Source organism: Ferviditalea candida, from assembly GCF_035282765.1.
Classification (GTDB): Bacteria; Bacillota; Bacilli; order Paenibacillales; family KCTC-25726; genus Ferviditalea; species Ferviditalea candida.
The window spans coordinates 1-22361 of sequence record NZ_JAYJLD010000030.1; the positions used below are offsets into that span (position 1 = coordinate 1).

At 48.6% G+C, this 22361-nt stretch carries 27 protein-coding genes and 1 tRNA gene; 3 read left to right on the top strand and 25 right to left on the bottom strand.

What is annotated here, in order from left to right; translation table 11 throughout:
* Window positions 1-223: 223 nt before the first annotated feature.
* The 3 genes from rlmH to VF724_RS16455 form a co-directional block, all read right to left on the bottom strand.
* On the bottom strand, window positions 224-703 hold the full coding sequence (rlmH, locus tag VF724_RS16445) for a 23S rRNA (pseudouridine(1915)-N(3))-methyltransferase RlmH (protein ID WP_371755330.1): 480 nt from the start codon (window positions 701-703) through the stop codon (window positions 224-226).
* 62 nt (window positions 704-765) lie between these two features.
* On the bottom strand, window positions 766-933 hold the full coding sequence (locus VF724_RS16450; RefSeq protein WP_371755331.1) for a CxxH/CxxC protein: 168 nt from the start codon (window positions 931-933) through the stop codon (window positions 766-768).
* Window positions 934-964: 31 nt separating this feature from the next.
* The gene (locus tag VF724_RS16455; protein ID WP_371755332.1) at window positions 965-2149 is read right to left on the bottom strand and encodes a S1C family serine protease; all 1185 of its coding nucleotides are present in this window, start codon (window positions 2147-2149) and stop codon (window positions 965-967) included.
* Window positions 2150-2378: 229 nt separating this feature from the next.
* Between VF724_RS16455 and VF724_RS16460 the strand changes: the two genes are divergently transcribed.
* Window positions 2379-2591, top strand: coding sequence for a hypothetical protein (locus tag VF724_RS16460; protein ID WP_371755333.1), 213 nt, complete (start codon window positions 2379-2381; stop codon window positions 2589-2591).
* On the opposite strand, the gene VF724_RS16465 is transcribed toward VF724_RS16460, so the two are convergent.
* From VF724_RS16465 to rpsF, 17 genes are all read right to left on the bottom strand, one after another.
* Window positions 2560-3366: an MBL fold metallo-hydrolase gene (locus VF724_RS16465; protein ID WP_371755334.1), complete on the bottom strand. Its 807-nt coding sequence runs from the start codon at window positions 3364-3366 to the stop codon at window positions 2560-2562. The two genes, VF724_RS16460 and VF724_RS16465, sit on opposite strands and share 32 nt — an antisense overlap.
* Window positions 3367-3446: 80 nt before the next feature.
* Window positions 3447-4190: a two-component system regulatory protein YycI gene (yycI, locus tag VF724_RS16470; RefSeq protein WP_371755335.1), complete on the bottom strand. Its 744-nt coding sequence runs from the start codon at window positions 4188-4190 to the stop codon at window positions 3447-3449.
* An 18-nt stretch (window positions 4191-4208) separates the two neighbouring features.
* The gene (locus VF724_RS16475; protein WP_371755336.1) at window positions 4209-5507 is read right to left on the bottom strand and encodes a YycH family regulatory protein; all 1299 of its coding nucleotides are present in this window, start codon (window positions 5505-5507) and stop codon (window positions 4209-4211) included.
* Window positions 5504-7336: a cell wall metabolism sensor histidine kinase WalK gene (walK, locus tag VF724_RS16480; RefSeq protein ID WP_371755337.1), complete on the bottom strand. Its 1833-nt coding sequence runs from the start codon at window positions 7334-7336 to the stop codon at window positions 5504-5506. Before walK ends, VF724_RS16475 begins: the two co-directional genes overlap by 4 nt.
* Window positions 7337-7339: 3 nt before the next feature.
* Window positions 7340-8056: a response regulator YycF gene (gene yycF / locus VF724_RS16485; RefSeq protein WP_371755338.1), complete on the bottom strand. Its 717-nt coding sequence runs from the start codon at window positions 8054-8056 to the stop codon at window positions 7340-7342.
* A gap of 159 nt (window positions 8057-8215) precedes the next feature.
* A complete protein-coding gene (locus VF724_RS16490) occupies window positions 8216-9733 on the bottom strand; it encodes a peptidoglycan DD-metalloendopeptidase family protein (protein ID WP_371755339.1) in 1518 nt (505 codons plus the stop codon).
* Window positions 9734-9899: 166 nt separating this feature from the next.
* Window positions 9900-10553 carry a hypothetical protein gene (locus tag VF724_RS16495; RefSeq protein WP_371755340.1) on the bottom strand — a complete coding sequence of 218 codons (654 nt, stop codon included), beginning with the start codon at window positions 10551-10553 and terminating at the stop codon, window positions 9900-9902.
* 149 nt (window positions 10554-10702) lie between these two features.
* On the bottom strand, window positions 10703-11989 hold the full coding sequence (locus tag VF724_RS16500; protein WP_371755341.1) for an adenylosuccinate synthase: 1287 nt from the start codon (window positions 11987-11989) through the stop codon (window positions 10703-10705).
* Between the two features lie 152 nt (window positions 11990-12141).
* A complete protein-coding gene (gene dnaB / locus VF724_RS16505; RefSeq protein ID WP_371755342.1) occupies window positions 12142-13512 on the bottom strand; it encodes a replicative DNA helicase in 1371 nt (456 codons plus the stop codon).
* 24 nt (window positions 13513-13536) lie between these two features.
* Window positions 13537-13980, bottom strand: a complete 444-nt coding sequence (gene rplI, locus VF724_RS16510; protein ID WP_371755343.1) for a 50S ribosomal protein L9 — start codon at window positions 13978-13980, stop codon at window positions 13537-13539.
* The gene (locus VF724_RS16515; RefSeq protein WP_371755344.1) at window positions 13977-15938 is read right to left on the bottom strand and encodes a DHH family phosphoesterase; all 1962 of its coding nucleotides are present in this window, start codon (window positions 15936-15938) and stop codon (window positions 13977-13979) included. Before VF724_RS16515 ends, rplI begins: the two co-directional genes overlap by 4 nt.
* A 14-nt stretch (window positions 15939-15952) precedes the next feature.
* Window positions 15953-16864, bottom strand: coding sequence for a DUF2232 domain-containing protein (locus VF724_RS16520; RefSeq protein ID WP_371755345.1), 912 nt, complete (start codon window positions 16862-16864; stop codon window positions 15953-15955).
* Between the two features lie 5 nt (window positions 16865-16869).
* On the bottom strand, window positions 16870-17178 hold the full coding sequence (locus tag VF724_RS16525) for a MazG-like family protein (RefSeq protein WP_371755346.1): 309 nt from the start codon (window positions 17176-17178) through the stop codon (window positions 16870-16872).
* A 180-nt stretch (window positions 17179-17358) separates the two neighbouring features.
* Window positions 17359-17712, bottom strand: a complete 354-nt coding sequence (locus VF724_RS16530) for a response regulator (RefSeq protein WP_371755375.1) — start codon at window positions 17710-17712, stop codon at window positions 17359-17361.
* A gap of 132 nt (window positions 17713-17844) precedes the next feature.
* A complete protein-coding gene (rpsR, locus tag VF724_RS16535; RefSeq protein ID WP_371755347.1) occupies window positions 17845-18120 on the bottom strand; it encodes a 30S ribosomal protein S18 in 276 nt (91 codons plus the stop codon).
* An 83-nt stretch (window positions 18121-18203) separates the two neighbouring features.
* Window positions 18204-18650, bottom strand: coding sequence for a single-stranded DNA-binding protein (ssb, locus tag VF724_RS16540; protein WP_371755348.1), 447 nt, complete (start codon window positions 18648-18650; stop codon window positions 18204-18206).
* A 44-nt stretch (window positions 18651-18694) separates the two neighbouring features.
* Window positions 18695-18982 carry a 30S ribosomal protein S6 gene (gene rpsF / locus VF724_RS16545; protein WP_371755349.1) on the bottom strand — a complete coding sequence of 96 codons (288 nt, stop codon included), beginning with the start codon at window positions 18980-18982 and terminating at the stop codon, window positions 18695-18697.
* A 175-nt stretch (window positions 18983-19157) separates the two neighbouring features.
* On the opposite strand from rpsF, the gene VF724_RS16550 reads away from it, so the two are divergent.
* Window positions 19158-19337, top strand: coding sequence for a YjzC family protein (locus VF724_RS16550; protein ID WP_371755350.1), 180 nt, complete (start codon window positions 19158-19160; stop codon window positions 19335-19337).
* Between the two features lie 63 nt (window positions 19338-19400).
* On the opposite strand, the gene VF724_RS16555 is transcribed toward VF724_RS16550, so the two are convergent.
* The 4 genes from VF724_RS16555 to VF724_RS16570 all read right to left on the bottom strand — a co-directional run bounded on the left by VF724_RS16555 (window position 19401) and on the right by VF724_RS16570 (window position 21005).
* Window positions 19401-19488: transfer RNA gene (locus VF724_RS16555), tRNA-Ser, on the bottom strand.
* A 109-nt stretch (window positions 19489-19597) separates the two neighbouring features.
* Window positions 19598-19822: a DUF951 domain-containing protein gene (locus tag VF724_RS16560; protein ID WP_371755351.1), complete on the bottom strand. Its 225-nt coding sequence runs from the start codon at window positions 19820-19822 to the stop codon at window positions 19598-19600.
* The gene (locus VF724_RS16565) at window positions 19822-20742 is read right to left on the bottom strand and encodes a mechanosensitive ion channel family protein (protein ID WP_371755352.1); all 921 of its coding nucleotides are present in this window, start codon (window positions 20740-20742) and stop codon (window positions 19822-19824) included. Before VF724_RS16565 ends, VF724_RS16560 begins: the two co-directional genes overlap by 1 nt.
* 14 nt (window positions 20743-20756) lie before the next feature.
* A complete protein-coding gene (locus tag VF724_RS16570; RefSeq protein ID WP_371755376.1) occupies window positions 20757-21005 on the bottom strand; it encodes a putative Se/S carrier protein in 249 nt (82 codons plus the stop codon).
* Between the two features lie 193 nt (window positions 21006-21198).
* Here VF724_RS16570 and yyaC point away from each other — a divergent pair, with 193 nt between their 5' ends.
* Entirely contained in the window at window positions 21199-21813 is a 615-nt protein-coding gene (gene yyaC / locus VF724_RS16575) for a spore protease YyaC (protein ID WP_371755353.1), read from the top strand.
* Between the two features lie 33 nt (window positions 21814-21846).
* Here the strand turns inward: yyaC and VF724_RS16580 are convergent, their stop codons facing one another.
* Window positions 21847-22353 (bottom strand): DUF4446 family protein, encoded by a 507-nt coding sequence (locus tag VF724_RS16580; RefSeq protein WP_371755354.1) that lies wholly within the window; start codon window positions 22351-22353, stop codon window positions 21847-21849.
* Between the last annotated feature and the right edge of the window lie 8 nt (window positions 22354-22361).

Genomic DNA, 22361 nt, shown 5'->3' on the forward strand with positions numbered 1-22361 from the left:
GATCCTATGCGGAATTAATTTGCAAAACAACGAAAAAAAGCTGCTTTTTATGCCGATTTAATTTGCAAAACCCCTGCCGGATTAATGTGCAAATTCACAAAAATGACAAGTCCCTCCACAAGGCACTGGAAGCACACAAACCAAAGCCTTAACCCATTTTCCTAAGGTTGAGGCTTTGGTTTGCCATTACCGGTTGAACCGTCACCCTTCGAGTTTCTTCGTCTTACTTATGATACGGTTCCCCCCGCAGAATCTTAAACGCCCGGTAAATCTGCTCCACGAGGATTAGGCGCATCAGCTGGTGCGGGAAGGTCATGCGGCCGAAGGACAGCGTGCGGTCGGCGCGGTTCAGAACGGCTTCCCCGAGTCCCAGCGAGCCGCCGATCACAAAGGTTACCTGGGTCCTCCCGTTAACCGCCAGCCTGTCCAAATTGGCCGCCAGTTCCTCCGACGACCAGAGCTCACCGCCAAGCACCAGCGCGATGACGAACGCGTCCGGCTTGATCTGCGCGAGAATCCGCTCGCCTTCCCGTTCCTTGACTTGGCGTTCTTCGGCCACGCTGAGAGTTTCCGGCGCTTTATCATCGGACACCTCATGGATGTGCACCTTCGCATACGGTCCCAATCGCTTCACATATTCCGCGATGCCCTGGACCAGGTACTTTTCCTTCAGCTTCCCCACACCGACAATTTGAATGTTCATGCTCTCCGTCCCTTCCACGCACGCCGATCAAATGCGCTTCAGTGTATTGGCGTGTCCTCTATCTACACCACCAGAAAACGCGCTTCCTGCCGGCAATGGTCGCAGTGGCCCGGCTGTTCCCATGCCGAGAATTCCACCTCTTGCAGGTCCACAATATCCGGAGCCTTTTCGTATTCGTCGATAAATTTGTCGATCGCAAGCTCCACATGATCTTTGCACACTACATACATTTCGTTAATCGATCTCCTGACTTTCGGTCCATTATTCGGCTCTCAAGCTCACAACAACGCTGCGCCGTTCTCCATTCCGGTAGAACGTCACCTTCCCCTTGTCGCCGACCCGCTTGTTCTCGTACAAATACTTCCGCAAATCGACGGTATTGTTCACCGTCTGGTCGTCCAGCGCCACGATCACATCGCTGTGGCGCAGACCCGCAGATTTGGAGGGGCCCGTCACTTCCATGACAATAATACCAGTCTTCACCGTTTTGGGCAGTTTCAAAACTTCAGTGCCGGAACTGAAGGACTGCAGATCCTGAGGATAAATACCCAAGTGGGGCCGTTGAATTTCACCATAACGGACCAGTTCATCGATGATCGGCTTGGCGAGATTGATCGGAATCGCGAAGCCCAAGCCTTCCACCCCGGTATCGGCGATCTTGCGGCTGTTGATCCCGATCACCTTTCCTTGAAGGTTGACCAATGCGCCTCCGCTGTTGCCTTGATTGATGGCCGCATCGGTTTGAATCACATCCAGCCTCCAGTCGATATTGCCGTTGCCCCCCAGCGACACCGGAATCACCCGGTGAGGCGAACTGATTACCCCGACGGTGATCGTCTGTGAAAACTCCAAACCCAGAGGATTGCCGATGGCAATCGCCGTTTCTCCCGCCTTCAGCCCGTCGGAGTCCCCGAATTCCGCGACCGCACCGATGTCTTGTCCATTCATCTCCAGTATGGCCAAATCGGTCAGCTTGTCCTCTCCGATCACGGAAGCCCGCTCCTTTTTGCCGGAAGGAAGCACGACGTCAATCTGCCCCGCGCCGTCCACCACGTGCTGGTTGGTAACAAGCTTGGCTTTGCCCTGATCTCGCTCAAAAATCACTCCCGATCCCAGTACTTGGCCTTCCTGAGGAGGGTCCCCGTTCGTCGGCTTGGTGCTGATGATGCTGACCACAGCTGGCTTTACTTTTTCCGAAGCCCAGATAACCTGATCCTCCTTGTCAACCTGCACTCCCGCCGTGTTCACCTCCATCGGAGCGCGGATCAGAAAATAAATCATTAGAGCCATCCCGAACATGACCAATAATGCGGCAGCGGACACAGCATACGCCAGTGCAAGAGGATTCCGCTTCCCCCAGCTTTCCCGAGGGTATCTCCTCCAGCCACGGGACCTGCTCCGTCTGTTTGCTTTTGTTGAATAAAAATCGTCGTCCCAAAAACTCATCTGTGCTTCCCCTCCTTGTTCGCCGAATGATGAATTATCGTTTCTTGTGCATATTTAGAGAATTCGAAGACTATACTATTTTTACCACATAAAAATTTATAATTTTCCGGTCATTCGGAAAGGCAAATTCTTATTGGCATGAAAAACTTCCTTTAATCGCGGTTCGGCTTCTCTGAAGGATTTCGATAGAAGTTTTTCTTATAGAATGCCGTCAAAAAGGAGTGTTGGTATGTCCCGGATTCTGTCCCATCTGGATGAAATTAACGTGATCGGCAAATTGGCCGATTTGAAAGAAGAGCACTATCGAAGCTTGTTGATCCTGAACGGCTTGATTGAGCTTCTGATCGAAAAAGGCATCCTCACGGAACAGGAACTGCGCTCGAAAATGTCCGATTTGGATACGATTCATCTCAGACCTCACCCACAACCTCCCATTTCGTAGGGCGGTCAAAATATGTATCCATCAGCTGAACCTGACGATGCTTATTCAGGATCCCGTTCTCCTCCAGGATATTCCGCACCGTCAGTCTGGCCAAATCCAATAAATTGTGGTCCCTGCTCAGATGGGCAAGATAGACCCCCCGTGTCTTGGATGAGATAAGCTCGCTGAGCGCTTCGCCTGCCGCCTCATTGGACAAGTGGCCGGTATCGCTGAGAATTCTGCGCTTGATATTCCACGGATAATGCCCGATTCTCAGCATTTCCACATCATGATTGGCTTCCAGGATCAATGCGTCGGAATCGGCAATTTTTTCTTTGACCTTCGGACTCATATACCCGAGGTCCGTTGCCAGGCTGATTTTCAGATCCTTTTCATAAAAGCAATAGCCGACCGGTTCTGCGGCATCATGCGAAATGGCGAAGGACTCTACCGTCAGCGCTCCAAATTGGATGCGTTCCCCGGTCTCCATGATGCGGACCTGCTCCTTGGCGATATCTCCGACCAATTTTTCAAGCTCCGCCCAAGTTCGGCTGTTCGCATATACGGGAAGCCGAAGCTTGCGCGCCAGCGCCCCCAAACCTTTAATATGGTCACTGTGTTCATGCGTGATAAATACGGCATCAATCTCGTTGAGCTTCGTCTGCCTTTCCTGCAGAAGCTGCTCGATTTTTTTCATGCTCAGACCGGCATCGATCAGAATCCGGTGTTCCCGGGTTTCCACAATCATCGAATTTCCGGTTGAACCGCTGGCCAATATGCTGAAACGCACTCCCATGTCTATTTCTCCTTTTGCAGTCCAGCTTCTGCTCCTTCTCCATCTGAGCTTTCGGTATCTGCATTTTGCTTCTGCTGTCGCTATTTATCCTTTGCGTCTGTTTCCTTTTGCGGAGCGGCAACCGCGCCGGTGATGGCGTGCACATAGAACACATCGCCCTTGCGGGTCACAATTCTCCAGGAAGGCGCAAGCACCTGGGTTTCCGAGTTGAAGATTTGCCCGTGATAACCCAGCCGGACATCGGTGATCACCGAACCGCGGGGAAGATAATTCTCCACCAGACTGCCGATGGCCGTCATGCCCGACAGCACCTTCTGTTCTTTGTTCTGCGAATTCTGAATGATCTGCGCAAGGCTCTGCTGGTAACCGTCGATCAACCCGTGTTTCACCAAAAGCTTCAAATTCACTTCAAACATCGGATACCCGTTGAACAGCTGATGCATCATATAAACCTCGGAATTGCTCATGCCTTCGTCCAATTGGTAGTCCGATAAGCGTGGGATCTGCTGCAGCTTCGTCTTTTCACTGGCTTTATACAGGTTATTGACGGAAAAAGGATACTCCAATTCGATCATCCGATGCGGATCAAAGGCGGGGTCGAATCGGATCGAAATGTCCTGCAACTTCGGCGTATCCTCGGAAACCGCAGCCTCCAGACGGATCTCCTTGCTCTTCATCAGCTGCTGAATTTCCCGCGTCGTTTCCTCCGAATTGAATGTCGTTTTTTCCAGTTCGACTTTCCCGATCCACAGCTGATACCCGAGCAGGATGTTCAACGCTAGAAATGCCATGATCAGTATGGTTTTGGCCCGGCTCCATTCCATCGGTCTCCCCCTCCCCGGTCATTTCAAGAAATCAAAGGTTCCGTCATCACGTTCAACCGCCCACGCGGGAATCAAATCGACATAGTCCTTGGCGATCACCGGGCGGTATGCCGGTATCACTGCGATAATCTTGTACCGCTTATCGTAATCCGCAATCATCTTTTCGAGTTGTTTACCGCCAGGCAGGGATCCGCTGCTTTTGATATCGTTCTTTTGATCGAGGATGATCAACGAACGTTCATATTCCGAAACCGCTCCATTCTGCAGCACGATTCGAATATATCCGAAGTTGTCTTCTCCGCTGGAGATAATCGGATACGATTCGGGAAACGAACGGACCAGCTGGCGGAACATAAACTCCCGACCTTCCTCCCGATTCGACGAGCGGATGGAATGAAACTGATATTTCCCGTTCCACCCCCCGTGCTGATTAATAAACTGGACGGCCGTGTACAGTTCTTCACTTTCATTGAATCTGCCGTCAACCGGAGCGATGGAATCCGAGTACAGCATCCATAAACGGTTCTGTTGTACCTGCAGTCCGCGTTTGCCGTCCGTATAAATTTGCGTTCCGTCCTTCTCCTGAATATTGCGCGTGATCCCGGGATCGGCGAACAGGCTGTTCTCCATTTGTTCAGCTGAAATCGTCGTATAGGAGTACCGCAGTTGGTTGATATCAAGTTCTTTTTCTGGCAAATAGCAACTTCCATCGAGCGTATAATATCGGTTGCCGCTGTTTTTCCAATATTCCCCGAAGCCGACGAAGGTCTCCACATCTTTTTCCGTAATATTCGTATTGGAAATTTCATAAACCGTCGACTGGTTTTCGTCAAAAAAGTAGGTTTGCACGACCTGATTTCCATCAATAAATATCCAAATCCGATTAATTTTTTGCGAATCGTAAAGGGTATCGCCCTTAATTGAGAAAATGCTGTGCAGCATATTCAGCGATATCCCCTTCAAATATCGAAGTTCGATGCCCTTGTAATTTTTCCTGGGCAGATCCCAATCAACGGAGTGCATGTTGGTTGCCCTCAAGCCATCAAACGCCCGTTCCCGCAAAATATTATAGATAAGTCCATAGAAGGTCGCATCCGGGTAAAACACGGTGTGCGTATCATCGCCGAAATGCAATAGGAGCTGCGCCGGATAAATCAGATTTTCCGCTTTTTCCTGGGTTCCGATCCTTTGGGTTGCGATATATTCCGTCTGATTGATCGATTCAAAATGCGGGGTGCTGTAGGCCAGCAAATAGCTTTGCACAAGACTGAACAGGATCAGCGCAAACAGCAGGACGGACTTTATGTTTTCTTTCATTTCCCCTCACTCCCCTCACGCTGTACCGGTAAAATGAAAGAAATGGTCGTGCCCCGATTGACCTCTGAAGCAATATCGATGACTCCGTTATGCGCCTTGATAATTTCCCGGGCAATAGACAAACCGAGCCCCGTTCCTCCCATATTTCTCGATCTGGCCTTGTCCACCCGATAAAATCTGTCGAAAATCCGCTCCAGATCCTTCTTCGGTATGCCGATGCCGGTATCCGATATCGAAACCAATAAATGCTCTTTATCCGGCATCTCCGTGCGGATTTCGATCTTTCCGCCCTCCGGGGTGTATTTGATGGCATTGGACACCAGGTTGTCCAGCACTTGATCGATTTGATCCCGATCGAGCATCAGGGACGGGATTTCCCCTTCCGTCAAAATCAGGATGTCGATCGATTTCTTCTGCAGCTGGAATGAAAAACGGTCCGCAACCTCCTCCAGCATGTCCACGATATTCGTTTGTTCTTTCGACAGGACCGCCTGCTGGGAATCAAATCGGGAAAGATGCAGCAGATCCGTCACCAGGCGAATCATTCTCTCCGTTTCATTGCGGGCAACCGCGACGAATTTTCTGGACAGGGTGGGATCTTCTATCGCTCCGTCGTCCAGAGCCTCCAAGTAACTTTTAATGGTCGTCAGCGGGGTCCGCAGCTCGTGCGACACGTTCGCCACGAATTCCCTCCGGGAACGCTCCATTTTCTCTTGCTCCGTGACGTCATGGAGCACCGCAATCGTTCCGGTAATTCCTTTTCCGCGCCTGTGAATAGGGGTGAACGTCACCTGGATTTGCTTCGATACCTCTTGATGATCGTCCATCAGCTGGATCAATACGTTATTTTCGTCGCCAAGCACGTATTTGCCGATCTGGCCCATAGACATTTCGAGCACCTCGGCGATATCCAAGCCGATCATGTCCTGTTCCTGCTTCCGCAGAATTTGCTTCGACCGCGCATTGACAACGATGATCTTCCCCTTGTCGTCCGTCGCGATCACGCCGTCGCTCATATTGGACAGAATCGACGACAGCTTCTCCTTTTCTTCCTCGTTCTGCGAGAGTGCTTCCTTCAAGCGGTTGGTCATATGGTTGAAGGCGAGGCTCAACTGCCCGATCTCGTCATGGCTGACCACATTCACCTGCCGGTTGAAATCGCCCTCTGCAATCGCCTTGGCCTGCTTGGTAATATCCTTGATCGGATTGGTGATGGTATGGGCCAGAATGACACCCAACAGCACAGTCAAGCCCAAAGCGATCAAGGTTCCCGATACGAGAATACGGTTGATATCTTTAATCCGGTCGTACAAATCTTCCATCGACGCAATCATATAGACCGCGCCAAGCACCTTGCCCCCGCCGCCGATCGGCATGGCGATCACCCGGTACCTTGCGCCTGTCGAATCCACCATCGTGCCTGCATCGACCTTGATTCCCTGCAGCGCACGGCTCACTTCGGTTTGCGTTGTTTTTTGCCCGACCAACGAGCGGTTCTTGATTGATGTCGTGCTCATCATAATTCCGTTGGAATCGATGATTTGGATCTCCGCTTTGCTGATCGTATTCAAATTTTTGACGACCCCGTCAAGCTCTTCCTGGATCTTGCCTTCGCTTTTGCCTTCCTGATTCAATTCCAAGTAAGGTTCCACGAATTTAGTCAGCAGATCGACCTGATTGTTCAGCGATTGAGAGAATGTTTTCTGAAACGTGTTCTCCAAGGTTTTGACAAAATATACGCCGATCAACTGCATCGCGATCAGAATCAGCAGCACATAGATGATGATGAGCCGAATTTGGATGGACTGAAAGAAACGGCTTTCTTTCATCGATTACAATCCTCCCGATTTCGGATTCCTCATCAAATATCCCAATCCTCTGCGGGTGATAATATATTCCGGCTTGCTCGGATCATCCTCGATTTTCTCCCGAAGGCGGCGGATCGTCACGTCGACGGTACGCATATCGCCTAAATACTCGAACCCCCAAACCGCCTGCAAAAGGTGCTCCCGGGTCATGACTTTGCCGCAGTTCTTAGCCAGATAATAAATCAATTCAAATTCGCGATGGGTCAAATCCAACGGAATGCCGCTCTTGTACACCACATACATATCGCTGTCGATCAGCAGATTGAGAATTCGGATTCCCTGCGGCTGAATTTCTTGCTGCACGGGGGGAAACGTCTTGTTTTGTCTACGCAAATGCGCCTTCACTCTGGCCAATATTTCACGGGTGCTAAACGGCTTGGTGACATAATCATCCGCTCCCATCTCCAGTCCCAGCACTTTGTCGATTTCAGAGTCTTTCGCGGTGAGCATGATGATCGGCGTATTCAGCCTGGCCCGCACTTCACGGCATACATCCATGCCGTCTTTAACCGGAAGCATCAGGTCGAGCAGGATAAGGTCGGGTTCCTCGTTGAATGCAAGCTCAACCGCCGTTTCTCCATCAAACGCGCATATCACCTGGTATCCCTCTTTTTCCAGGTTGAACTTCAAAATATCGGCAATCGGCTGCTCATCGTCAACGACAAGAATTTTTCCCAGCATGCTTATCACCACCCTATCGATATAAACTTATATTACCATACCTTTAATGAATTCTATCAAGAAAATATATGAAACCCTTACTGACACCTAAACAGCAAACATAACGGACAGGCAACTTTTCTTCGCCTGTCCGTTATGTTCAATTATCATAATGAAGCTTTATCTTAAATATTTCAAAGGATTCTGCGGGTCATTATCCACACGCACTTCAAAGTGGAGATGAACGCCCGTTGAATCACCGGTGCTGCCCATGATGCCGATTTTTTCGCCTTTCTCGACGATCTCGCCGTTGTTGACGAGAATCTGGCTTAAATGGGCATACAGCGTTTGATAGCCGTTCTTATGATCCACCACGATGACATTCCCGTACCCGTGCTTCACACCGGTAAAAACTACTATTCCCGTATCTGCTGCAAGAATGGAACGATTTGCCGAGGCTAAATCGACTCCCTCATGCATTCTTCCCCATCGCATACCGAATGAACTGGTCAGCTTGGCGCCGACAACCGGCCAGGCAAACCGTCCCGAGCCTTGGCCGAGCACAACCTTCGTGCCTCGCGCGGCAAGCGCGGTGACCGGCTCTTGGACAACTTCTTCACCGGTCATTTCTTCTTTGATGACCTGTCCGTTGATTCTCGTCAGCTCATAGGTGACTTTTTTCATTCCGTTCTTACCCGGGCGAATGATCCGCGTTCGGCCGGCAATTAATGAATCATCTTCCTGGTAATCCGTATCATACTGAATTTCTTGATTTTCTACGAATTTTTCTACAGTCCGCACGCTTAATGTCGGCTGCAATACGGTAAGGTCCAGCTTATCACCGGCCCGAATCATGTCATCGACAATCCATGGATTCCGGTCGTAAATGACCTGCTTGTCGATATGGAACTTTGCGGCGATGCAAGAGACGCAATCCCCCTCTTGTACAACATAGGTCACCGGCTTAACACCGCCCGTCTCCAGCTTTTTCATCAGCGCGTCCGGCTCGATGATATCCTTCGGATCAATTGCCGTATCAACGACTTGCACATCCTGTGTGAACTCAACCGATTGAAGCTTTTTGGATTCAACGGCATTGTTCGATGCGGAAAGAATCCCCACCTTTTTCGAATCCTTGTTTGCCGCATATTTGTTCTTGATTTTTTGAAGAATTTCCTTGGCGGTTTGATCATCCTTCACCACTGCGACGACTTTCCCGTCAACCCTCAATTCAGTTCCGATGACTTTAACCGCCAGAAGTCCGTCCAATTTGTTCATGACATCCGACTCATTCGTCTTCGGTTTGAATATCTTTTCGCTTTGGTAGTTGATCGGCGCCGAAGCAAGCTCTATGCGTAAATCGGGATGGCTCTGCTGAGCCTTCTCATATTTGTCTACGATAAATTGCTCTACATGCTTGATATCGCTGACGACGCCAATTTCCTGATCGCCGACGTATACGTGATAGATCTCTTGGGTATTGTTTTTTACGTATTGATTGCCGCTGACGGTAACAGCCGTCAAAATCCCAAACGCCATCGAGCCTTTCAGCATGTGCAGCTTGTATGTATTCAAAAAAGACGATATCTTGTTAAGCAAAAGCAGGTTTTGGGTGTTTTCGGATGAAGTAGTCCCTTCGCCCCCATTCTTACGCCTCTTCAAATTTTTGATCCAATCTTTCTCCTTGAAACTCCCCATGATCGTCTCCTTTATGCTGGTATTCAACTATCTATGGTTCGAAAAAGAATTGTTGGCCGCTTATATAAAACTAGTCTTTGTTACATTACTGTAACATAGCAAGCGGCACTTTTTCAATCATATAATAGTGAACAATTTGCGAGGGACGGACTGAAGAGAAGGCACATCAATACTTCTTCAGGATTTGAATCAGTTCCCGGTATTCATTTTCAGTCAAGTATTTCTCCATAATCGTTTGGATTTCTTTAAGTTCTCCGCCAGTGATGCCATCTTCCATATAGCCTGAAATCTTCTGCATTTCATCCTGCGGCAGCTTGGCAGCGAGAATGGAAAAGACCTTCATCTTATCCTCATTCGTCATCTTCTCCTTTGTTTGCTGCAATTGTTCCGTTGACACCGCCACATGCTGGTCCTGCCGGGCTGAATCATGCCCTGCTTGGTCCACATTTTGACCGAAAACAGCTACAGTATCACCCCCCGGTTCGGTTCCGTTCGTACCGGCAGCCTGCGGCTGCCGAGTATTATCCAATGAAGTCGGGCCCTGTCCTGAAGCTGGAGACTCTGCCTTGAGCTTCTCTTGTTCCACTGCCTGCTGATTTTGCTTTTGTACAGATTCCCCCATGGTAAGTGTATGCACCTGGTCCGATAATTTTGCCAAAAAATTATTCAAATCGAATCCCGAGCCTTCAGCTGCAATGTTCATTTTTTGCAAAATATTTGCGACATATGAATTGACCACATAGTAGGTAGTATACACGGAAATTGCGGACAGCAACGCTGCGGTCACTGCCATTTTGCCTAACCAAGCCAAAAACTTCATTCATAAACCTCCCTCTTAAGTAGAAGCTTTGCGCATACTTCCTAGTATTGACCGGAAGCGCTTTTTCATTCCGCTTCAAATAAAAGAATCCCCAAAGCCTTGGGGATTCCAGAGAGAGTCGTTATATCGATTTCCATGAACTTCAATGATTAAGCATAAATCGGCCGGACCAAATTGGTTTGTTCCCGGTTGCGTCCCACCGAGAAAATCGTCAGCGGTATACCGGTCAATTGCGAGATGCGTTCCAGATAATGCCGCGCATTCTCCGGCAGGTCGCTTAACGTCCTCGCCGAGCTGATGTCTTCATTCCAACCGGGGAGCTCCTCGTAGACCGCTTCACATTCGGACAGCACCTTCAAGCTGGCCGGATAAGACTCGATGACTTCTCCGCGATATTTGTAAGCTGTGCAAATCCTTACCGTTTCCAGTCCGCTCAGAACATCGATCGAATTCAAGGACAGGCCCGTAATTCCGCTTACCCTTCGGGCATGGCGGACCACAACGCTGTCAAACCATCCGACCCTTCTCGGTCTGCCCGTTACCGTACCGTATTCATGACCCTTTTCGCGGATCCAATCGCCGATTTCATTGTTCAATTCCGTCGGAAACGGTCCATCGCCGACTCTGGATGTGTAGGCTTTGGCCACACCGATGACCTGGTTGATTTTCGTCGGTCCCACTCCGGCACCGATACAAACTCCGCCGGCAATCGGGTTGGAGGATGTCACGAACGGATATGTCCCGTGATCAATGTCAAGCATGACGCCCTGAGCCCCTTCAAACAGCACCCGCTTCCCTTGATCGATCGCGTCGTTCAGCACCACCGAGGTATCGGTGACGTAAGGGCGAATTTTGTCCACATATCCGAGGTACTCTTCCAGAATCTCATCCGCATTCAAGACAGCCGCGCCGTATACTTGTTTGATCATCTTGTTTTTTTCGGCGGTGATGCTTCGCAATTTGCGTTCGAATTCCTCCTCATCCAACAGGTCGGCAACCCGAATCCCGTTTCGCGCGGCTTTATCCATATAGCAGGGGCCGATCCCTTTGCGGGTCGTACCGATCTTGTCATCGCCTTTGCGAAGCTCTTCCAGTTCATCCAGCAGCAAATGATAGGGCATGATCAAGTGCGCCCTGTCGCTGATTTTCAGATTATCGGTGGTAAAGCCGTTCTCACGGATATATTCGATTTCTTCGATAAGCGCCTTCGGGTTGATGACCACTCCGTTCCCGATCACGCACACTTTATCTCCATAAAAAATGCCTGACGGAATCAGCGTCAGCTTATATTTGTTATTGTTGATCAAGATGGTGTGCCCCGCGTTGTTACCTCCCTGATAACGGGCAACCACCTCTGAGGATTCGGCCAAAAAATCGGTAATTTTACCTTTTCCTTCGTCTCCCCATTGGGTTCCGACTACAACTACCGTTGACATAGAAAATACCCCCGTCGGGTGTTGAGTACACCTTCAATTTTCCGCCCGGATACTCCGGACAGCAGATTAAGTGTAGCAGTTTGAATCAATAAAGTCAATGAAAAACGAACAATCCAATGAAAACACACAAGATTGTTCGTGTTTATTTCGTTCTATGCTCCGCTGGCAGCCGCGGACATTTCCATATGGTTTCGATCCAGACTGACGAATTTATTGAAATTTTTCAGAAAGACCAATTCCACGGTTCCGACCGGACCGTTCCGCTGTTTGGCGATGATGATCTCGATAATATTCTTTTTTTCCGAATCCTGATTATAATAATCGTCCCTGTAAAGAAAAGACACGATATCCGCATCCTGCTCAATCGAACCGGATTCCCTCAAATCGGACATCATTGGCCGTTTGTCCTGGCGCTGCTCCACCCCGCGGCTTAACTGGGACAGCGCAATGATCGGGACCTCCAGCTCCCTGGCAATCGCCTTGAGGGTCCGCGAGATCTCTGATACCTCCTGCTGACGATTCTCGCCGCTTTTTCCCTTCCCGTGAATCAGCTGCAAGTAGTCGATCACCACAAGCCCCAGTCCCTTTTCCTTTTTGAGTCTCCGGCACTTCGCCCGAATGTCCGATACGGTAATGGATGGCGAATCGTCAATATAAATATTGGCCTCAGACAATGAGCCTATTCCCATCGTCATCTTCTCCCAATCGTCGCCCTCCAAGTGACCGGTACGCAGCCGGCCCGCATCCACATTCGATTCGGCGCAAATCATCCGCTGCACCAACTGCGAAGCGCCCATCTCCAAGCTGAAGATGGCCACCGTCTCTTTGGCCCGGACACCGACATTCTGCGCAATGTTCAACGCGAATGCGGTTTTTCCGACGGAGGGTCTAGCTGCTACGATGATGAGATCAGACCGCTGAAAACCCGAGGTCATCTTATCCAGATCGGGAAAGCCGGAAGGAATCCCCGTTATCCCGCCTTTGTTGTGGTAGAGAAACTCCACTCTCTCGAACACATCCATCAGCACATCACGTATGCTGACAAATCCGCCGGCCGATCTCCGGTTGGAGATTTCCATGATCTTCTTTTCCGCTTCGTCGATCAGTTCCCCGACATCGTCAGAGCTTGCATACCCGCTGCTCGCAATCTGGGTGGCCGTACGAATCAACCTTCTCAGGAGCGATTTTTCCTCGACGATCTGTGCATAGTACTCCACATTCGCGGATGTCGGAACGGCGTTGGCCAGATTCGTCAAGTAACTGACGCCGCCGATCTCCTCCAACCGGTCCTTGTCTTTCAGACGGGCCGTCACCGTAATCAAGTCGACCGGTTCATTCTCCTCGCCCAGTTCCGTCATGACTTCAAAAATGACCTGATGCGAGCTCCGGTAGAAATCCTCGGGACGAATAACCTCCATGACCGTTGAAAGCGTTTGGCTGTCCAGCAGAATAGCCCCCAAGACGGCCTGCTCCGCTTCCGCATTCTGTGGAGGCACACGATCAAATAACATTTCCCCGCTCATACGCTTCTTTGCCCCTTGGCTGAATTATTCTTCAACGATCTGCACTTTAAGCTCCGCCTTTACTTCTGGGTGCAGCCTGATGGACACCACCGTTGTGCCCAAGGCACGAATCGGCTCGTCCAGTTGGATTTTTCTTTTATCGATTTTGAGTTTTAATTTTTCCAGTTCATCGGCAATCTGTTTGCTCGTGATCGAGCCAAACAGCCTTCCGCCCTCGCCGGATTTGGCCTTAAGCTGAATCGTCGTATTCCCCAGTTTTCCTGCCAGCTCCTGAAACTGCTGCTTCTCCAATTCGTGCTTTTTCAGCTCTGCTTTTTTCTGCTGTTCCAGCTGCTTCACGTTGCTGTCCGAGGCCGGACTTGCCAAGCCCCGCGGAATGAGGAAATTGTTGGCGTAGCCTTCGGACACATTTTTGACTTCGCCTTTTTTGCCTTGGCCTTTGACATCCTTTAGAAATATAACCTTCATTCGAAAAACCCCTCTTCTTCCTGAATTTCCTTAAGCACTTTGTTCAGCTTGGCTTCGGCTTCCTCCAAAGTGCATTCCAGCTGCGTGGCGGCATTGGTTAAATGACCGCCCCCATTCAACCGTTCCATGATGACCTGCACGTTGATTTGCCCGAGCGACCGGGCGCTGATGCCGATCAATCCGTCATTGCGTTCGCTGATCACAAACGAAGCCATGACATTCGTCATATTCAACAGCGTGTCGGCCACTTGGGCGATCAGCACCTGGGAATATTTTTTGCCTTTATCCGCCACCGCAATGACAAGATGATTATACAACAGCTTTGAGTTTCGGATAATTTCCGTTTTCTTCAAATATTCCTCCAGATCCTCCTGCAGGATTTTCTGGATCAGCGTCGTATCCGCTCCGTTCCGGCGCAGAAACGAGGCCGCCTCAAACGTTCTCGCTCCGGTCCGCATGGAAAAGCTCTTCGTATCCACAATAATTCCCGCCAATAATACGGTCGCTTCCATGACATCCAGGGTCAACCGCTCGTGAATATACTGCAGGAGTTCCGTAACCAATTCACAAGTCGACGACGCATAGGGCTCCATGTAGACCAATACCGCGTCGCCGATGAACTCTTCGCTTCTCCGGTGATGATCCACCACCACGATGCGCTGGGTCAGCTGCAGCAGCTTCGGCTCCGGCACCATCGACGCTTTATGCGTATCCACCACCACGACCAAAGACCGCTGGGAGATGATCAGAAGGGCCTGTTCGGGCGTAATGAACCATTTGGACAAATTTTCGTTCTCGCGGATTTCCTGCATCAGCTTATGAATCGACGGATTGACGCCTTCAAGGACAATATACCCTTCCCTGCCGTTCATCTGGGCCGCTTTCAAGATCCCTACTGCCGCTCCTATAGCATCCATATCCGGCATCCGATGTCCGACAATAATGACCTTATCGCTTTCTCTGATTAAATCGCGAAGCGCATGGGAGATCACCCTTGCGCGCACCCTCGTTCTTTTCTCCACGGCATTCGATCTTCCACCGTAAAATGACAGCCTTTGGTCCAGCCGGACTGCCACTTGGTCGCCGCCGCGGCCGAGCGCGATATCCAAGCTGGATTGGGCTAGCTGACCGAGCTCGACCAAGCTTTCAGCTCCCGCTCCGATTCCTATGCTCAATGTTAACGGGAGCTTGTATTCCATCGTCAAATCCCTGACGTCATCAAGAATTTCAAACCGGGACTGCTCCAATGAAATCAGAGCCTTGTGATTCATCAAAATCAAAAACTTGTCGGATGCAAACCTTCTTAAGTAAAGATGATACTTGTTCGCCCATTCGGTGATTTCTCCGGCGACCTTGGCCAACAGAATGCTCCTCGTTTGGTCATCCATCCCCTGCGTCGCTTCCTCAAGGTTATCCAGCATGATAATCCCGATTGCCGACTTTTCTTCCTGATATTTTTGGCTGAGCCGTTTGTAATCCGTTATGTCGGTAATAAACAGCATCCGTTCGTCCGGCTTGATCGAGATGTGAAAAGCGCGATTCCCGAGGACGGCTTCGACTGTTTCTTCTTTTTCCTTTTTATTCTTAAGAACAGGGAACATCTCGTACAGCTGCTGTCCGATGATCGACTCTTTCTCCTTGATTTTCGAGATATACGGATTATGCCATTCGATCATTTTTTCATCATTGTACAGCACCATTCCGATCGGCAGTCCGCTGATCACTTCATACCCCGCCCGCTTCACCCTGTGCGATAACGTAGCGATATAATTGTTCAGATCCTTACGAAACGCCTTTTCGGCAATGAATGCATAATACACCAAGACTCCGGTCAGCAGCAGCCCTGCTGCGCCGATTTCCCATTGATAGATCAACAGAATCATATTCAGGATCAATAGAAGTATCAAGCCCCACAACACATGCATGCCATGCCAGCGATTGATAAGAAACTTCGGCATTCGATCCGCCCCTATTAATGTTTTTTGATCCGTCCCCGAAGGTTGAATGATGTATCGATTATTCCCAGGAAACTGAGAAAATAGGACAGAAATACAAACAGGACGACTCCGACAGCCGGCAACACGTGGCCCCATCCCTTGGCATCAGATACATAGTAAAGAAAAGACAGCCCCTGAATCGAAAATGCCAGCATTAACAGCGGCAGCAAATTAAGCAGTATGACCGTCAGCACCGATGACGGGTCCATGGGTAGAAGAACCTCCAGCAAAAGAGCCGCAACATAAAACCACCCCCATGATTTGGGGATCATCCAATCTTTGAAAGGCTTCAGCGCGGGTATTGCCATTTCTGTTCTGGACAGCAGTTTCCTGCCGATCGCGTGTGTAATCCATGCATAAAACAACGCAAAGATGATCATGAACATGGGAACCATCTGCGCCATTGTTGCTGCCATTTGTTCCATTTCCGTGGCGGAATTTGAAACGTTCCACAAGGGTTGGGTCGACTCCAGGCTTTGCTTGATCAAAGCGCTGTATTGTTCAATCAGATTCAACCCCAATCCGGCGGAAATCACCAGAACCAACAGCAATTCCCCCAGAAAAACCACGGTTCCAATGGCAATCACGGAAGCCGCCGATGATTTTTTTTTGTAAAAATAACCCATTGCCGAGGCCCCTATTACAAAATAAAGGGAAATCAGAGTCATAAAGATTCCCGGAGGCCACGCAACGGTGAAGATGAGAAGGACGGTGTGCATAATCAATTGGTAGATAATGAAGCTCTTGATTCTCATGATCATAAACAGTACAATCACGGGAATCGTCATCATGCTGATCGTAAGAATGCCCAGCGGTGTCAATAACGATATCAGCAAAAACAAATAAACGGAAACCCAGATCAGCGCCTGTTTACGGATGTTCGGCAATTTATTCACCTCTTGCGGACATGTTCTTCAAGGATCGAAATATCCTGATACCAATCCTCGAGCTGATGTCCTTCCTCACGGTGTTTTTTTAATTTTTGGACAATCGATTCATCCAACGTATGATAGGGTATCCCGAGCCTTCGGCCCAGTATGTAGCAGCTGACGATAAGACTGGCCAAACTGTCCGCGATTCGGGAGCTCCTTCCCTCCCAAATCCCCTTGAACAACCGGGAAACTTGATCGATGACTTCCGTTTTCAACCATTCAATCACTTTGGCTCGCTTGGCAAGGTCTACATCATGTTCGGTATTCACACGGAATCCCTCTCCCCATAAAAGCGCTTTACTCAAGATTATACCATAAACAGCCTCGGTAGTTCACGGATAAACTTGTGTCAGGATAAATCATTAGCAATAAAGTCATTGATTATGTAATCGTCAAAAAAGACAGTTAGATCTTGGGATCGCCCTGTCTTGGCATAAGGAAATACACGGTCAATATTTACTTAATACATGCTGGATGGCTTCTTTCACCATGTCTTTTTGAAAAGGCTTCATGATAAAATCTTTGGCTCCCGCTGAAATCGCTTCAACCATCAATTTCTGCTGTCCCATCGCTGAACACATAATGACTTTGGCTTTAGAATTCAACCTGAGAATGTTTCGCAGCGCATGGATACCATCCATTTCCGGCATCGTGATATCCATGGTTACCAAATCAGGCAAATGCTCTCGATATAATCTCACGGCTTCTTCCCCTGTAGCCGCTTCTGCAGCAACCTCATGTCCGGATTCTTCAACAATTTCCCGTAGCATCGAACGCATAAAAGGAGCATCGTCAACGATCATGATTTTGGCCACCGCTGATTCCCCCGTTAATATTGAATTGATTGATTGTTCTGCGGATGATGCTGATTCGAAGAGAAAAAAAGCAGCAAGGAATCTTTCCCAAGCTGCCTTTGTACAAATGACTTTTTCCGATTACTCCGTTGTATACGGCAGTAAGGCGATTTGACGGGCGCGTTTGATGGCTGTTGTCAGCATCCGTTGATATTTAGCGCTGGTGCCGGTTACACGGCGGGGAAGGATTTTCCCGCGCTCGCTGATGAATTTGCGAAGCAAGTCTGTATTTTTATAATCAATGTAAGTGATTTTGTTTACTGTGAAATAACAAACTTTACGACGTTTGCCGCGTCCCCTGCGGGGAGGTCTTTTGCTGTCGTTATCATCGCGCGAAGATCTTCTCGGTTCGCTCATCGTCTTTCATCCCCTTTCTTTTTCGTTCGTGGTGGTCATCCTATTTTGCATGCTGTATATCCCAAGCATGGCGCATGTTTGTTTCAAAACGGCAGATCATCATCCGAAATGTCAATGGGCTTTCCGTCATCTGCAAAAGGATCTGGAGTGCTTGTGCGTGATCCGCCGAAATTCCGGCTCCCGCCGCCGTCATCTTCACGTTGGCTGCTTCCCGCCGATTCAAGGAATCTGACATTGTCGGCAACCACCTCGGTGACATAGACTCTTTTTCCTTCGTTATTATCATAATTCCGCACCTGAATACGCCCTTCCACAGCAGTCAACCGGCCTTTGCGCAAGTAGTTTGCGCAGGTCTCAGCCAGCTGGCGCCAGGTAACGATATTAATGAAATCCGCTTCCCTTTGACCCTGCTGATTGCTGAAGGGTCTGTCCACGGCCAAAGTAAACTGGGTGACCGCAACACCAGAAGGGGTATAGCGGAGCTCGGGGTCTCTCGTGAGCCTACCGATTAATATTACACGGTTTAACACGTTAATCCCTCCAGAGACGTACTCGATAAGTCATGCCCTGCCCTCTATACTGCTTCTTTGACAATTAGATGACGAATGATTTCATCCGAAATCTTCATGATCCGATCCAATTCCTTAACCGTCTCGGGAGTTGCCGAGAAATTCACCAGTACGTAAACTCCGTCACGGAATTTTTGGATCTCATACGCAAGGCGTCGTTTCCCCATGAAATCGTTCTTGATGATTTCACCGCCGCCGTTGGTGATGATGCCGGACATTTTCTCGACCGTTGCAGTCACGGCGTCCTGTTCAATGTCAGGACGAATGATATACATCACTTCATATTTGCGCATGTCTTTTCACCTCCTTTTGGACTTAACGGCTCTCCTGAAGAGAGCAAGGAGCAAGCTGATTTACTCGCACTAAACAACTATATCAAAACGCCCTCCAATTTACAAGCAATGTTTATTGTTTATACATAATCCATGCTCCGTTTGGAAATTTTATGTTCGGGAGGTGTATACGCGCATGGGCGAATTAAGTGAATTTGAACCCGGAGATAAAGTGCCGAACGACGGAAAATATACGGAAGTCGGCGAAAAAGCATTTCACATGGGGATTAACGACCCGCAGACCGTCACTCTTAAGCAGGGAGATACCTTTCCGGAAACGTCCAACAAAAACCGTAAGTGGAAAAGAGTGAAATAATCCGTGCTGCCCAACAAAAAAATGCGGCTCCGATACTGGAGCCGCATGGGTAATCATATGGAACGGAAAGGGTGGGATTCGAACCCACGCACGCCTCGCGACGCCTAGCTGATTTCGAGTCAGCCCCCTTGGACCTCTTGGGTACCTTTCCTCATCAAAACGCGGACAAGTGACATTGTACCACAAGGTTCAAACGATTTGCAATGGGCATTCCAAAGGAAATTACGGTTATTTTTGCTTGATTCGCCTCCAAGTCCGTTTCATTCTTCTTTTTCATTGTCCAGAGCCGGAGATTGCGCGGATCGCAGCACCTTTTTCATCCTTTTTTCAAATTTGACACGAGGGATAAGCACACTGTGCTTGCACCCGAGGCACTTGACCCGGATATCCATTCCCATGCGGATGATCGCCATTTCATTCGTTCCGCAGGGATGCGGTTTTTTCATCTGTACAATATCCCCGAGATGAAACTGTTTGTTCTCCATTATGATTCCACCTTCTCCATCCTTTGATAAGTCACAACCTTCGGATATGGAATTTCGATTCCCAGTTCATCGAAGCGTTTCTTGATTTCCGACTTCAGTTGTCTCTCTACGACCAAATTGGCCACTGGCTTGCACTCACAAATGACCCGAATTGTCACCTCCGATACTCCCAAGCTTTGTACGCCAAGAACTTCCGGTTGTTTGACGATATCCCCGTTTTTTTCAAAAAGCCGATCAGCCGTTTCTTGAATGGCCGACATGACCTGATCGATATTTTCCTCATAGGCAATTGAAACATCAACTACTGCTAATGAATTATGTACGGAAAAATTCGTTACTTCGGTGATCGACCCGTTGGGAATCGTATTCACTTCACCTGTCCAGCTTCGGATCCGGGTTACGCGCAGTCCGATTTGTTCGACTGTTCCCTTGAAATTTCCGACCTGAATGACATCGCCGACTCCAAATTGATCTTCAAAAATGATAAAGAATCCGCTGATTACATCCTTCACAAGGCTTTGCGCACCGAATCCAACAGCCAATCCCACTACTCCGGCTCCGGCCAACAAAGGCATAAGTTCCACGCCGATCTGACTTAGAATCATCAGGATCACAATGAAGTTGATGCTGTAGTTCACAATATTTTTGGCAAGCTTGCCAATCGTCATCGATCTGCGTTCATCCCATTTCAGCGGGCTGCGCTCCCGATCACGAAAGATTTTCTCCAGTGTTTTATGTGCCACTTTCTTGGCCATTTTTCCAATCAAATAAATCAGAGCAATTTTGACAGCTGTGATCAAAATATTAATCCAGATCTGCGGATCCGTAATATAGCTGATCGTATTATCGATCAACTGCTTGTACTTGTTTTCCTGGTCTTGAATGGTCAAAATCACTGCAAGTGATTGATATGGGATCAACGGAGCTCCTCCTGTCATTCAATGCTTATGAATGTATCTTGTTCCTTCTGATAAATACCAAAGATTTCAATTTTTTCCGTGCGTATGATCTGCTTGACTTTTTCCAAATCGGTTTTCGGAAACTCGATGGATAATGCGCAGCCGGCTGTTATTTCTTTGGGTGTCGGCCGGATGTCAATATCAATGTCCATATATTCCAACAGCATCTCGGCCCTTAACGCCTGCTGGGTGGAATCAAACGCGATTAACAGCATCGACTCCATTGGCGCATCAACTCCCATAGACAATGACCCGCTTCCTTACCAAAACGTTTCGAAACTGACTCTGCAGACTTCGTTTGCATCATCCATTCTCATAATGATTCATATTTTGAAAATGACATGGGCATCTACTAAGTATAATTCAAAGCAAAAGTCCATATACTAGTAAAGCTATTTCCCTTTACTGGAGGTTTGTATGGCCTTTCCGATCGATTTCGGCATGAATAAAAAAAACAACGGTTCAATCAAACTCTCTTATCAGGAACCCACTGTCCATGAAGCGCTTTGTCTTCATCTAAGTTCGATTTTCGCCGACATTCCGGAAAAGCGCAAGCTGGTGGTTGTTTGTATTGGAACAGACCGATCTACCGGCGACTCTTTGGGACCGCTCGTCGGCTCTTATCTGAAGAAATCGAAGCTCGCTGCGTTTCCCGTCTTCGGAACGCTGGATGAGCCGGTTCATGCGGTCAATTTAAAGGATACGATTGAGCATATTGAACAAACTTACATTCATCCGTTTATCTTAGCGGTGGATGCCTGTCTCGGTCAATATTCAAGTGTCGGCATGATTCAAATTTCCCATGGACCGGTCAAGCCCGGCGCAGGTGTCAATAAGGATCTTCCTCCCGTTGGGGATGCCCATATTACGGGCATCGTTAATGTTTGCGGATTCATGGAGTATTTCGTCTTGCAAAATACCCGGCTCAGTCTTGTAATGAAAATGTCGGAAATCATCGCCAATTCCATTGAATCCTCGCTGCTCATGCCACAGGTGAAACGGCGTGTTCCGTTTTTGCCGATTAAGAGTTAATCACTCTAAATAAAACCGGCATAACGCAATCGTTTAACGTAGCGAGGCTGCCGACAGAGTTTTTTTTAAAGCTTGATTAACGACTTCCTTCTCCTCCAGAGAAAGGATATATTTGGATTCCCCATTCTCCAGCGGCTTGGCGTAAATACGCGTATCCTCTCGATTGTGAATACCCGTCAGCACCAATCCACTCCTGCTTTCATTCACAATCGCGATGGAGAAGCTCAAGTCGTTTCCCGGTTCATGAAAAGCATTATACCTATTGACACTTACATAAGAAGTCATTTGTTTCAGTTTACTTAGAATCATATCGATGGTGTGCTGCTGCTTCTGCTGAGCGTCACGATATTGATTCATTTTATTTTGCAAATCGGCTAATATTTGTTCAAGATCGGGCACGCCGTTTCCGTTGATCATTTTGTTGTATTTCTTTTTGATTCTGCGGAGATCCGCCCCTATGACCATGACAATAATGAATAAGATAAGTACGACAGCCGCCAGAGCAAACACCGGCCACACTCCGATATCAGCTAAATTCACTTTTATCC